General features: G+C 75.1%; 12 protein-coding genes. 5 read left to right on the top strand and 7 right to left on the bottom strand.

From position 1 onward, the window contains the following. Nucleotides 1–12 precede the first annotated feature (12 nt). Nucleotides 13–306, top strand: a complete 294-nt coding sequence (locus tag EIO00_RS17560; RefSeq protein WP_140180339.1) for a hypothetical protein — start codon at nucleotides 13–15, stop codon at nucleotides 304–306. A gap of 65 nt (nucleotides 307–371) precedes the next feature. Next, nucleotides 372–1,493, top strand: a complete 1,122-nt coding sequence (gene serC / locus EIO00_RS17555; RefSeq protein WP_140180337.1) for a phosphoserine transaminase — start codon at nucleotides 372–374, stop codon at nucleotides 1,491–1,493. 21 nt (nucleotides 1,494–1,514) lie between these two features. On the opposite strand, the gene EIO00_RS17550 is transcribed toward serC, so the two are convergent. Then, a complete protein-coding gene (locus EIO00_RS17550) occupies nucleotides 1,515–2,447 on the bottom strand; it encodes a class II glutamine amidotransferase domain-containing protein (protein ID WP_161602747.1) in 933 nt (310 codons plus the stop codon). A gap of 297 nt (nucleotides 2,448–2,744) precedes the next feature. On the opposite strand from EIO00_RS17550, the gene EIO00_RS17545 reads away from it, so the two are divergent. Next, nucleotides 2,745–3,737, top strand: a complete 993-nt coding sequence (locus tag EIO00_RS17545) for a TolB-like translocation protein (protein ID WP_140180333.1) — start codon at nucleotides 2,745–2,747, stop codon at nucleotides 3,735–3,737. A 189-nt stretch (nucleotides 3,738–3,926) separates the two neighbouring features. Beyond that, nucleotides 3,927–5,780, top strand: a complete 1,854-nt coding sequence (locus EIO00_RS17540) for a hypothetical protein (RefSeq protein WP_140180332.1) — start codon at nucleotides 3,927–3,929, stop codon at nucleotides 5,778–5,780. Nucleotides 5,781–6,168: 388 nt separating this feature from the next. Here the strand turns inward: EIO00_RS17540 and EIO00_RS17535 are convergent, their stop codons facing one another. The 6 genes from EIO00_RS17535 to EIO00_RS17510 all read right to left on the bottom strand — a co-directional run bounded on the left by EIO00_RS17535 (nucleotide 6,169) and on the right by EIO00_RS17510 (nucleotide 11,726). Continuing rightward, on the bottom strand, nucleotides 6,169–6,600 hold the full coding sequence (locus EIO00_RS17535) for a hypothetical protein (RefSeq protein WP_206664167.1): 432 nt from the start codon (nucleotides 6,598–6,600) through the stop codon (nucleotides 6,169–6,171). Between the two features lie 77 nt (nucleotides 6,601–6,677). Beyond that, nucleotides 6,678–7,238 (bottom strand): RNA 2',3'-cyclic phosphodiesterase, encoded by a 561-nt coding sequence (gene thpR / locus EIO00_RS17530; protein ID WP_140180328.1) that lies wholly within the window; start codon nucleotides 7,236–7,238, stop codon nucleotides 6,678–6,680. A gap of 75 nt (nucleotides 7,239–7,313) precedes the next feature. After that, entirely contained in the window at nucleotides 7,314–8,942 is a 1,629-nt protein-coding gene (locus tag EIO00_RS17525) for a TerD family protein (RefSeq protein WP_140180326.1), read from the bottom strand. Between the two features lie 21 nt (nucleotides 8,943–8,963). After that, entirely contained in the window at nucleotides 8,964–9,539 is a 576-nt protein-coding gene (locus tag EIO00_RS17520; RefSeq protein ID WP_140180324.1) for a TerD family protein, read from the bottom strand. Between the two features lie 373 nt (nucleotides 9,540–9,912). Then, a complete protein-coding gene (locus tag EIO00_RS17515; RefSeq protein WP_140180322.1) occupies nucleotides 9,913–11,187 on the bottom strand; it encodes an MFS transporter in 1,275 nt (424 codons plus the stop codon). Nucleotides 11,188–11,243: 56 nt separating this feature from the next. Beyond that, a complete protein-coding gene (locus tag EIO00_RS17510; RefSeq protein WP_140180320.1) occupies nucleotides 11,244–11,726 on the bottom strand; it encodes a MarR family winged helix-turn-helix transcriptional regulator in 483 nt (160 codons plus the stop codon). A 165-nt stretch (nucleotides 11,727–11,891) separates the two neighbouring features. Here EIO00_RS17510 and EIO00_RS17505 point away from each other — a divergent pair, with 165 nt between their 5' ends. Beyond that, nucleotides 11,892–12,227, top strand: coding sequence for a DUF2530 domain-containing protein (locus EIO00_RS17505; RefSeq protein WP_140180318.1), 336 nt, complete (start codon nucleotides 11,892–11,894; stop codon nucleotides 12,225–12,227). Nucleotides 12,228–12,249 lie beyond the last annotated feature (22 nt).

The raw sequence follows: 12,249 nt of genomic DNA, 5'->3' as shown, positions 1-12,249 counted from the left end.
CATCATGGGCGCGTGACCGACCCCGCCGCCGAGGACGAGCGCGAGGAGCTGCTGCGCCAGGAGGCCGAACGAGAGGCCAAGCGCAGACGGCGGGATGCGATCTCACGCCGGGTGGTCGGCTGGATCACGGCGGTCGCGCTGGCGTTCCTGCTGTACGACTCGGCGGGGGCGCTGGCCGAGGCCGCCCGGCGGGGCCGCCCGTGGGGCGTGCACGCGGTGTTCGCGACGCTGGCGGCGCTCGGGCTGCTGTGGCTGCTGGGGGCGCTGATCCGCGGAATCCGGGCGCGCCGCCGAAGCCCCCGCTGATGTCGCCCATCTCGGCATGTGGACGCCTTCGAAGTGAATCGCGCAGGTCAACTAAGGTGTTCGTCGTGACCGAGAACGCGAACATCGCCATTCCCGAAGACCTCAAGCCCGCCGACGGCCGCTTCGGCTGTGGCCCGTCCAAGGTCCGTCCCGAGCAGCTGCGCACGCTCGCCGAGTCGGGGGCGGCGTACCTGGGCACCTCGCACCGGCAGGCGCCGGTCAAGTCGCTGGTGCGCCGGGTCCGCGACGGGCTGGCGGAGCTGTTCTCGCTGCCCGACGGCTACCGGGTGCTGCTGTCCAACGGCGGCACCACGGCGTTCTGGGACGCCGCCGCGTTCGGGCTGGTGCGCGAGAAGTCCCAGCACCTGACGTTCGGCGAGTTCTCCAGCAAGTTCGCCAAGGTCACCAAGAGCGCCCCGTGGCTGGCCGACCCGTCGATCATCGCCGGTGAGCCGGGCTCCCACCCCGAGCCGCGCACCGAGGAGGGCGTGGACGTCTACGCCCTGACCCACAACGAGACCTCCACCGGCGTGGCGATGCCGATCAAGCGCGTCGGCGAGGAGGGGTCGCTGGTGCTGGTGGACGCCACCTCCGCGGCCGGGGGCCTGCCGGTGGACGTCGGCGAGACCGACGTCTACTACTTCGCGCCGCAAAAGTGCTTCGCCTCCGACGGCGGGCTGTGGGTGGCGCTGGTGTCGCCGGCCGCGCTGGAGCGGATCGAGGAGATCGCCTCCTCCGACCGGTACATCCCGGCGTTCTTCGACCTCAAGACGGTCGTCGAGAACTCCGCCAAGGACCAGACCTACAACACCCCGGCGGTGGCCACCCTGCTGCTGCTGGCCGAGCAGATCGAGTGGATGAACGCCCAGGGCGGCCTGGCCTGGACCACCGCCCGCACCGCCGACTCGGCGCAGCGGCTGTACACGTGGGCGGAGAAGAGCTCCTACGCCACCCCGTTCGTCGCCGACCCGGCGCAGCGGTCTCAGGTGGTGGGCACCATCGACTTCGTGGACTCGGTCGACGCCGCCGCCGTCGCCAAGGTCCTGCGGGCCAACGGCATCGTGGACACCGAGCCGTACCGCAAGCTGGGCCGCAACCAGCTGCGCATCGGCATGTTCCCGGCCGTGGACCCCGCCGACGTGGAGGCCCTCACCGCCTGCATCGACTACGTCGTCGAGCGGCTGTAGCCGCCCGTCCGGGACCGGCGGTCAGCCCACCGTCGCGAAACCGCCCGCGTCGCGTCCCGCGGCGGAGCGGCACAGGACGTGACGGAGCTGGGCCCGGTCGCGGTCCCGGTCGGCCGCGGTGAACCCGGCCCAGACCCGCTCGTCGAGGTCGGCGGGGCGCGCGGTGGGCACGAACTCGGCGCGGGCGGTGATCTGCGGCTCGGGGCGCCGGGCGATCTGCAGATAGGTGCCCTCGCGCAGCATCACGGCCGAGACGAACCGCACCCGCGTGCCGGCGCGCACCTCGCGGAACCATCGGGGGTTGGAGGCCCAGTACACGTTCCGTTCGGCGTCCACCGCGACCACCAGCGGGCTCAGCGCGGCCCGGGCCAGGTGCACCCGGTCCGGGCGGGCCCGCTCCACCCAGGCCAGGGCGGCCCGGCCGATCAGCGCCCGCAGCACCTCGCCGATCGACGCCGCGTCGGTCCGGCCGGCCAGCGCCCGGAAGATCGCCTCGCCGCCGGCGCCGTCCGGCGCGAGCGCGAAGCGGCGGCGCAGCTCGCCCGCCGCCACGTCCCCGTTGCAGGCGGCCACGATCCCCGCGTCCGCGGCGTCCGGACCGGACACCACCAGCGGCGCCGCCTCGGCCGGGCCGGCGGAGGGGCCCCGGGCGGCGCAGCGGGTGTGGCCGAGCGCGACGGGGGCGACGTCCAGCAGCGCCAGCAGCAGGTCCGACCGCCAGACCCGGCCGAACGGGCCGCGGCCCTTGACGATCCGGCAGCCGTCGATGCTGACGTCGGCGGCGTCCGGCGGCACCCGCGCGGCGGAGGTCACCGCCCGCCCGGTGAACAGCGCCGCCCCGGCGGAGTCGGTGCCGCGTTCTTCGGCCAGCATGCCGAGCAGGACGAACGCGTCCGACGCCCACTCCGGGTGCGCCGCCGAAGGGGACCGCAGCAGCCCGAACAATCCGCACATGTCCGTTGAGACGCCGGTCCGGGGGCGAGGGTTCGCCGCGGGACCGGGCATCGCCCCGCGCCGAATAGGCTTCACCCCGTGAACCGCCCATCCCGATGGCTTCTCCCGACCATCCTGACCGTGTTGATCCTCGCCGTGGTCATCGGCGCGCTGCTCGGCTGACGCGCCCTCCCCCGATCGGCGATGATCGTGGCGATGGGATGCGATGGACGGCCGCGGCGGACGACGGCTCTCGACGGTCGTCCGGCGTCGGGGGATGACGGGTCCTCCCCCGACGCGACGGGGGGGAGGCGGCCGATGAGAACGCGGTCACGGCTTGCGGCGGGGGCGCTCGCCTGCCTGTTCGCCGGAGCCTGGGCGGCGCCGCCCGCCCTGGCCGCCGACGGCGGCGACGCCGTCAAGGTGATGACGATCACCGACGAGCGGATCGTGGAGTCCAGCGGGCTGGCGGTCAGCCGACGGCATCCGGGCGTGCTCTACACCCACAACGACTCCTCCGGACGGCCGGAGATCTACGCGATCGGCCCGGACGGGCGGGTCAGGGCCGTCCTCCGGCTCGCCGGGGCGAACGCGCGCGACTGGGAGGGCATGGCTGTCGGCGTCGACGAACGCGGGCGCCCGGCGCTGTACGTGGGCGACATCGGCGACAACCTCGGCGGGGCGTGGCCGCACGTGACGGTCTACCGGGTGCCCGAGCCGGCCCGGCTGCACGACCAGACGCTGCGGGCGACGGCGTTCCGCCTCACCTACGCCGACGGGCCGCGCAACGCCGAGACGCTCATGATCAATCCGCGCACCAACCGGCTGTACGTGGCCAGCAAGCAGCTGTCCGGCGCGGTGTACGAGGCCCCGGCGCGGCTGCGCGCCACGGGCTCCAACACGCTGCGGCGGATCGGCCCGGCCCCGGCGATGGCCACCGACGGGGCCTTCTCCCCGGACGGGCGGACCCTGGTCATCCGGACGTACTGGTCGGCCCAGGTGTACGCGTTCGACGACCGGGCCGCCGAGAAGCTCACCCCCCTGGCCCGGGTGCGGCTGCCCCGGCAGGAGCAGGGCGAGTCGATCGCCTACACGGCGGACGGGCGCGCGCTGCTGGTCGGGTCGGAGGGGACCGGCCAGCCGATCTGGCGGGTGCCGCTGCCCGATCGGGCCCTGCCGAGCCCCACCTCCACCGCCGCCCCGGAGCGGGTGGCCGACCGGGACCGGCCCGACGCCCGGAAGGTCGGCCTGGCGCTGGTGATCGGGGTCGCGCTGGCCCTCGGATTCGGCCTCCTGCGGCGCAGATCCTGACCGGCCCCGCTCCGGCCGCGGGGCCGTGACGCATCCGACGGAAAGTGGGCGGCGAGAACGGCGTGGGACATGTCAGGATCGAGGATTGTGCACCCAGAGCTCGTCGGTCGGTCCTGGACGGGACCCGTGGGGCGGCGACGCCCGATCGGCCACGGGTCGTTCACCTTGGCCGCCTTGGTCGTCGCGGTCTTGCCGATCACGCCGGCCTGGCTGTGGGCGGCCCTGATCGGCGCCTGTGCGGCGCTTCCCTGGCTGCTCGGCGCGCTCCTGCCGCGACGCCCCCGACCGTACTGGCGGCTGTCGGAGGCCGGTCTGGAACGGATCGGCCCCCGCGGCGAGGTCCTGCTCCGCTACGAGCGCGAACGGATCGAGGAGCTGGCGCTGACCGCCGCGGACGGCCGGCTGACGATCTTCCACAAGTTCGGCCGCACCGCGGTCGGCGATCTGACCGCGATGGGGTTCGAGCCGCTGCCGTTCTATGTGACCGCGCGGCGGCTGGGCCTGCCGGTGCGGGTGCTGGACGAGGACGGCGGACGGAGCCTGGACCATCTGGCCGAGCAGCGGCTGGCCGCCCAGGAGGCCGAGCTGCTGGCCGCCGCGCACGAGCCGCGCCGGCTGCCCGAGGAGCGCCGTGAGCCGACCCGGCTGAGCGCCGCGCCGCCGGGGCCCGGGCGGCGCCGGGTCGGCCTGCTGTGCGCGCTGATGGGGGTGCTGGCGGCGCTGGTCGTGGCCCGGACGGCGCTGGCCGACCCGGCCGGCCCGGGCCTGACCGGCCGGCTGACCGCGGCCGGCTGGACGCTGGTCGGGGCGATCGCGCTGCACGCCGCGTACCGCCGGATGCTGCAGGACCGCCCGGTCCGCTGGACGATCACCGCGGGCCGGCTGGTGGTGCAGGGCGGGCCGCAGCGCCGTGACCGGCGGGCCTCCCGGGCGCTGCGGGTGCACGCCGCCGAGGTGGCCGCGCTGGTGGTCGGTCCGGGCGTGCGGATCGACCCGGTGAGCGGGCAGCCGGTCCCCTGCTCGCTGTCAGTGCTGGCGTTCGATCACCGGATGGGGCTGATGGCGCGGCTGCCAGCGGACGGGCTGGAGGAGTTCCAGCTGGTGCACGAGCTGCACGAGCACGGCTACCGGGTGATCACCCCCACCGCCGGCGACCCGCGGCCCTCCCGCTACGGCCTGGACGGTCTGCCGGAGGTGTTCTCCCAGGTCCCCGGAGGCCGGCTGGTGGTCACCGACGACGGGCTGGGCTGGGCGAACGCGGCCGGCGAGGTGGTGCTGCGGATGCCGGAGGACCGGCTCGGCGGGATCGAGCTGCTCACCATCGGCGGGCACGCCTGGGTCCGGCTGTACGGGCCCGACGGGGAGGAGTTCTTCGCCGCTCCGCTGTCGATGCTGCGGATCTCCCGGACCGATCTGCGCGAGTCGGCCCGCAAGGCGGGCCTGCCGGTGACCGACGCCGAGTACGACGCCTATCTGTCGGCCGCGTTCCACGGCGTGGTGGAGGCCATGACGGGACCGTCCGCCCCCGAGGGGGACGACGGACCGGCGGGGCCCGTCGAGGACGGTCCCGGCGTGCTGCTGGACGCCTCCCGCCGGTCCCGCATCGGCACCTACCTGCTGAGCGTGATCATGTGCGAGGTGGTCGCCGTGCTGGGCTCGCTGTGGCTGGGCGACGAGCTCGGCGGCACGCTGCGCACCCTGTCCTGGGCGGCCCCCGCGGGCCTGGTGATCGGCCTGGTCGGCCACTGGATCTACGACCGCAACCGCGAGCGGCTGCGCATCTCCCCGCAGGGCATCGCCGCGGTCGGCCGCCGAGGCCAGGTCTTCTGGACGCTGTCGCGCGCCACCGTGGGCGGCGTGGGGATCGACGAGTCCGGCGAGCGCCTGCCCCGTGTGGTCGTCTGGAGCCCCGCGGGCCGCGTCCTGCGCCAGGTCGCCTTCCCTCCCGATCTGGAGGAGCTGCGCCGCGCCTGCGAGCGCTACGGCCTGCCCTGGGGGCCTCCAGACGCCGACCGCCCGGCGCCTCCGCCGCCGGAGCTGTGACCGCCCCGGCAGGGCCCTGACGTCGCCCTCCGTGCGGACCCCGCGAGCCCTTCCCCGGCTCCCCGCGGGACCTTCCACGGTCCTCGGGCCCCGTGCGGCCGCTCCGCGCCGGAAAGGGCCCCGGCGGCGGGCGCACGTCCCGGCCGCCCGGGCCGGCGCGCCCGCCGCCGGATCGGGTCGAGGACGGCGCTTCCATGGGTGTTCCACGGATCGTGATCGAGCCCGGGGTCGACTCGGGTCGGGACCCCGGCCGGACGCCCGCCGCGCGACGCCCGGGCGTCGGGCCGGCGGCGGAGACCGGCCTCACCGGCCCTTCTCGGGCCCTCCTCGGACGGGTCTCCGCGCAAGGTCGACGCGGCGCGGCCGGGCGCCCGACGGCGGTGCCGGCTCAGGCGGTGCCCGGTGCGGCCGACCCGTTCGGCTCGGCCGCACCGCCCGGACCGTGCCGGGCCCACAGCACGGCGGCCAGGAGCTCGTCCAGGTCGACGTCGGCGGGCGGCTGGGCCGTCTCGTCCCGGGTCCGGTCGATCAGGGCGGTGAAGCGGGCGATGTCGGGGTCGTCGGCGTTGACCTTCAGCCAGGCCGGGCCGACGCATTCGACGATCGCGGTCAGCAGGTCGGTCAGCAGCAGGGGGGCGGCCGCCGAGGACGGGTGGGCCTCGTAGGCGTTCACGGCCTGCAGGACCTCCGCGGCGCGCTCGCGGGCCAGCGGGCCGGCCGCGTGCCGATGCACGTACTCGGCGGCGGTCCGGGTCTTGCGCAGCGCGGTCGGCAGGGCGTGCGGCAGTGCGATCATCGGGTCCACCTCCTCGTCCGGCACTGCGGCCACGGTGGGGCGCCCCAGCGAAGTTAACACTTCAGTTGCAAGTTTATCCCCGCTCCTCGAGGCGGCCGAGGTCAGCGCAGCGGCCAGCGGTGGACGGGCTCGTACCACAGCCGCCGGTCGCGTCCGCCGGGCAGATGGCTGCGCACCAGGTGCAGCGCGTCGGCGGTCCAGGTCGCCCCCGCGTACGCCGACAGCTCCTCCACCAGCGGCCGCAGGTCCATGGGGCGGCGGCTGCGGGCCAGCGTCACATGCGGGCGGAACCCCCTGTACTCCCTCAGCCGGACGCCGGCGCGGCGACCGGCGGCGTTCACCGAGGCGGCCAGCCGGCTCAGCACCCCCCGGTCGCCGTACACGCCGGTCCACAGCACCCGGGCGTGCGCGCCGCCGGGGAACGCCCCGGCCCCGGCGAACGACAGCTCGATCGCGGGATACCGTCCGGCGGCGCGTTCCAGCCGCGGCAGCAGCCGATCGGTGGTCCGCTCGTCGAGCTCGCCGTAGAACGCCAGCGTGATGTGCATCAGGTCGCGGTCGACCCACCGCAGGTCGGGCCAGGCGGATCGGTACGGCTCGAGCAGCCGGTCCAGCTCCTCCAGCACATCCGGCGGGGGCAGCAGCGCTGCGAACAACCTCATGGGCGGTTCCGAAGGGGCGCGTCCACGGGGCCTCTCGGCCGGGGCGCGGCGGTCGTCGTGGGTCGTGAGGGTGGGTTACCCGTATGAGGCGATGGCACGCGCATGCGCCCCCAGCACGTGGGCGAACAGACTGGGCGCCCGGGTGCCGTCCCCGGCGTCGGGCAGCACGTCGGGGGTGAACGTCCAGTCGACGCCCACCCACGGGTCGGCGATGGCCCCGTCCGTGGCGGGCAGGTTGTTGCACGCCTGCCGGACCCGCAGCGCCCGCACCGACTCGCTCGCCGGGGCGTCGCTCTCCACCAGCAGCACCGGGACGCCGACCAGCGGCCCGTTCTCCACCAGCCGCAGCAGGTGGTGGGCGTCCTCGCCGTCCAGCGCCGCCCCGGCGTCCATGATCACCGCCAGCCGCACCGGCGGCCCGGGGGCCAGCCCGGCGGGGGTCGCGGTCTCGTCGCCGCCGACGCCGCGCAGGTCGACCAGGTCCAGCAGGCCGCGCAGCCGCTGTCCGGCGGCCGGCCCGGTGGCCACCCCGCCGCCCAGCAGCCCCTGCACCGCGATCGGGTCGAAGCCGTTCAGCCATCCCGCCCCCGACAGCCCGGCGTGGTCGATGACCTCCAGCCCGGCCAGTCCCGGCGGGACCGCGGCCAGGAACCGGGTGATCAGCGACCAGGCGTAGGCCGCGGCGGCCCCGGGCAGCGCGCCGCGGGAGATCCACACCCCGCGCCGCCACGGCATCGGCAGGATCAGCGGCACCTGCAGGTCGGGCAGCTCGGCGACGCCGAGCCGGCCCAGCAGCACCCCCTCGGCCAGGTCCCGGCACGGCTGCCAGGTCAGCCAGTTCGGCGCGGCGAACGGCGACATCTCGGCCCCGGCCTGCGCCTCGGCCCCGGCCAGCTCGCCCGCCAGGTGGGCGGAGTCGGCGTGCAGCCGGTCGGCGGCGGCCCGCATCAGCTCGTCGTACCGCCCGCGCGGGACCCGTCCGACGACCTCGTCGTCGCGGATGCTCAGGGCGTGCTCGGTGGCCGACCGGTACGCCTTGAGGGACCGGCTGGCGTCCTCCCACACCAGCCAGCAGCGTTCGGCGTAGCCGACCTCGTGGGAGGCGGGGCCGTGCTGAGGGGGCGGCGGCGGTGGCGGCGCGCCGCCGTCCCCGCCGGAGGCGCCCAGCCGGGGGCCGGGCGGCGGCGGGGCCATCGGCTCGCCGGGGTCGTCGACCTCGATGCCGTGCGTGATCAGCAGCTCGGCCAGGCCGCCCGCGTACCCCTGTCCGAGGGCGCGGACCTTCCATCCGGTGCCGCGCCGGTACAGCTCGAACCCCAAGATCGCCTTCTCCGGTCCGAGCCCGGTCACGGTGAAGGTGGCCAGGACGGTCCCGTTGTCGGCCGTCAGCTGCAGCTGCGGAGGCGGCACCGCGCCGAACGACACCGGCCCGGTCATGCTGACGACGATCAGCACCGCGTGCGCGTCGGCGGGCACCGCGTCCAGGTCCAGGTCCAGGCGCTGCCCGCCGTCGCCGGTGGTCTGCGACCAGCGCACGCCGGCGCCCTCGGGGGCGTTGTAGAACACCAGGTCTTCGTCGGCGCGGGCCTTCAGGTCCGCGCCGACGAGGAGGGCGCTGACGTCGACCGGAACCGCGCACGACACGGTCGCGACGAGCCTGCGCCAGGGCAGGGGCGCGTTGGCCCCGCGCAGCAGTTCGGTCATGTGGGGGGAGGTTCTTCTCGCTCAGGCGTGGGCGGCGATGACCGGCAGCATGTCCTGGAACGTGCGGCCCTGGGCGGGCTCGCCGATGGCGTTCATCTTCCAGCCGCCGTTGTGCCGGTAGAGCTTGGCCATCACCATGGCGGTGTGCGCGCCGCCCCCGCTCAGGGTGTAGCGGGCCAGCTCGGCGCCGGTGGTCTCGTCGACCAGCCGGCAGAAGGCGTTCTCGACCTCGTTGAAGGTCTGCCCGTTGAAGGAGGAGACGGTGAACACCAGGGAGGTGACGTGCACCGGCAGCCGGGTCAGGTCCACGATCACCGACTCGTCGTCGCCGTCGCCGACGCCGGTGAGGTTGTCGCCGGTGTGCCGGACCGAGCCGTCGTCGCTGGTCAGCTTGCCGAAGTAGACCACGTCCGCGAGCCGGCCGTCGGCGAACAGCAGGCAGGAGGCGTCCAGGTCGATCTCGCGCTCGCGCGAGCCGAACCATCCCCGCTTCTTGACCGCGTCCCAGCCCAGGCCCATGCGCACCAGGCTGAGCCCGCCCTGCCCGCCGGGCTTCTCCAACGAGATCCGCTGGCCCTTTTGCAATGACACCGACACGGCATCGTCTCCTTCGTCCGTTCGCCTGTTCGTCCACACCACCCGGCCGCCCGCGGACATACCGGGAGCCGGGGGAGAGCCAGGCAGCTCAAGACTGTCAGCCCAGACGCGCCGTTGTCACCCCGTTCCCCGGCGAACCCTCCGGATCCCGCGCCGCGGCGCTCCGGAGCGCGGCCGGGAGGGCGGCCGCGATCGCGGCCGGCGCCGTGATCGGGCCCCCGTCGTCGGCGGTGTCCCACCGGGGGATCGAACCGCTCGCCCGTTCATCCCACCAACGGGGCGCCGGGCGGGTTGGTTCCCGCGGCCCGCGCCGCCCCTGGTCGGCGGCGTCGTCCGGTCGCCGACGGAACGCGGCGGCGCGCCGGCCGCCCCGTCACCCCTTCCGCGGGGAGAGCCGGACGCCGCGCGGCGCCCCGTTCCCCAGCGCGTCCCCCACCGCGTTCCGCAGCGTCCGCCGCAGCTCGCCGCGCGGGACGGCCAGCGCGGTCATCGCCAGCGCGGCCGCGGCGGCGATGACGCCGCCGCCGACGATGCTGGCGCGCGGGCCGAAGTGCTCGGCGGCCCAGCCGGCCAGCGGGGCGCCCAGCGGGTTGGTGCCCAGGAAGACGAACATGTACAGGCCCATCACCCGGCCGCGCATCTCCGGCGCCACGTTCAGCTGCATGGTGGCGTTGGCCGCGGTGGTGAACGTCATCATCGCCACGCCGGTGGGCACCAGCAGCGCCAGGAACGACCAGTAGGCGGGCATCAGCCCGACGGCGATCTCCAGCAGCCCGAACAGCAGCGCCGCCGACAGCAGCAGCCGCATCCGGGGCCGGCTGCGACGGGCGGCCAGCAGCGCCCCGGTGACCGCGCCGACCGCCAGCATCGTCGAGGCCAGCCCGAAGGAGGAGGCCCCGATGCCGAACACCTCCTTGACCACCAGCGCCATCGTGGTCTGGAAGTTCATGCCGAAGGTGGCCACGAACCCCACCAGCGCGAGCACCACCAGCAGGTCCCGGCGTCCGCGCACATAGCGCAGGCCCTCGCGGAGCTGGCCCTTGGCGCGGGGCACCGTCTCGGCCGGATGCAGCTCCGACCGCCGCATGGCCATCAGCCCGAGCATCACCGCGCCGAAGGAGACGGCGTTGATCAGGAACACCGGCCCGGTGCCGACCGCGGCGATCAGCAGTCCGGCCACCGCCGGCCCCAGCACCCGGGCGCCGTTGAAGCTGGCGCTGTTGAGGGCGATCGCGTTGGGCAGGTCCCGTCGCCCCACCATCTCGATCACGAACGACTGGCGGGCCGGGTTGTCGATCACGGTGGCCATGCCCAGGCCGAACGCCAGCGCGTACACGTGCCACACCCGGGCGGTCCCGGTGAGCGCCAGCACCCCGAGCACCAGCGCCAGCAGGCCCATCGCGGACTGGGTGGCCAGCAGGATGCGCCGCTTGGGGTACCGGTCGGCCAGCACCCCGCCCCACAGCCCGAACAGCAGCAGCGGCAGGAACTGCAGGCCGGTGGTGATGCCGAGCGCGGTGCCCGAGCCGCGGGTCAGCTCCAGCACCAGCCAGTCCTGGGCCACCCGCTGCATCCAGGTGCCGGTGTTGGAGACCACCTGCCCGGCCGCGAACAGCCGGAAGTTGCGGATGCGCAGCGAGCGGAACATCCCGCCCGGCCGGTCCTGCGCCTCCTCCGGTTCGGAGGGGTCGTCGGACGGGCCCGTCAGGACTTGCTCAGCCGGTCCAGGATCGGCGCCGCCTTCCGCAGGATCTCCCGTTCCTCCGGGGTCAGCTCCCGCAGGCGCTGCGACAGCCACGCCTCCTTGCGGCGGCGTTCCTCGGCCAGCAGCGTCGTGCCCCGCTCCGTCAACCGCAGCACCACCTGGCGCCCGTCGGTCGGATGCGGGGAGCGCGCCACCAGGCCCTGCTCCTCCAGGGCGGCGACGACGCGGGTCATCGAGGGCGGCTGCACCTTTTCGTGGTCGGCCAGCTCCCGCGGGGTCATCGCACGGTGCCGCTCCAGGGCCGCCAGCACGCTGAGCTGGGACAACGTCGGCCGGGGCGGCTCGTCGGGACCGACCTGCCCGGCGGCGCTCACCGACCGCAGCCGGCGCGACAGCCGCGCGACGGCGATGCGCAGCTCTTCGGCCAGCGCCGGACGGCGCCCCGGCGGCGCCGCGGGGCGCGGATGCTGTGACTTGTTCATGGTCGTTCGCAGAAGTCATTGCCTTTGCTAACAATCTACGGTCCGCGTTCATTCCCGCGGCCGCCGTCGCATCGGCGCCGACTTCGGTTTCCTCCCAGTTCACGTCGCGCTGAAGGACCATGGTCCCATCCGGGACCGGGCGGGGCCGCTCGATAGCCTGAAGCCATGAGGAGCCCACGGCGTCCGGACCCTCCGCCCCTGCGGACCGATGACCGACTGGTCGCGGCCGCAGGCACTGTCGCCTGGGCCGTCGCCCTGGTGGTGCTGCTGATCATCGGTCTTCCCGAGGACGCCCGCTGGTGGCTGTGGGTGTGCGTCTGCGGCATCGCCTGCGGCCTCTTCGGCTACTGGTACCTGCCGCGCCTGCACCGCGCCCGCGCCGCCCAGCTCCGCCGCGCCGCCCGCGCCGCCTCCCGGGAAGGGCTCCCCGGTCCCCGCCCCGACACCGACGAGGCCGTCCGCCGACGCTCCGCCGCCGAGGAGCACCGGCCGCGCGGCTGACCCGCGCCCGCGCCGCCGGGTC

It is taken from the genome of Thermomonospora catenispora (assembly GCF_006363815.1).
Classification (GTDB): domain Bacteria; phylum Actinomycetota; class Actinomycetes; order Streptosporangiales; family Streptosporangiaceae; genus Thermomonospora; species Thermomonospora catenispora.
The sequence above is the reverse complement of the archived record's forward strand: the minus strand, read 5'-3'. Positions and strand labels throughout refer to the sequence as shown.

Excerpts from the sequence above, each read along its gene's own strand:
- EIO00_RS17525 (WP_140180326.1), bottom strand. The coding sequence starts at position 8,942 with ATGACCGAACTGCTGCGCGGGGCCAACGCGCCCCTGCCCTGGCGCAGG.
- EIO00_RS17515 (WP_140180322.1), bottom strand. The coding sequence starts at position 11,187 with ATGTTCCGCTCGCTGCGCATCCGCAACTTCCGGCTGTTCGCGGCCGGG.
- thpR (WP_140180328.1), bottom strand. The coding sequence starts at position 7,238 with ATGAGGTTGTTCGCAGCGCTGCTGCCCCCGCCGGATGTGCTGGAGGAG.
- EIO00_RS17505 (WP_140180318.1), top strand. The coding sequence starts at position 11,892 with ATGAGGAGCCCACGGCGTCCGGACCCTCCGCCCCTGCGGACCGATGAC.
- EIO00_RS17545 (WP_140180333.1), top strand. The coding sequence starts at position 2,745 with ATGAGAACGCGGTCACGGCTTGCGGCGGGGGCGCTCGCCTGCCTGTTC.
- EIO00_RS17550 (WP_161602747.1), bottom strand. The coding sequence starts at position 2,447 with ATGTGCGGATTGTTCGGGCTGCTGCGGTCCCCTTCGGCGGCGCACCCG.
- EIO00_RS17510 (WP_140180320.1), bottom strand. The coding sequence starts at position 11,726 with ATGAACAAGTCACAGCATCCGCGCCCCGCGGCGCCGCCGGGGCGCCGT.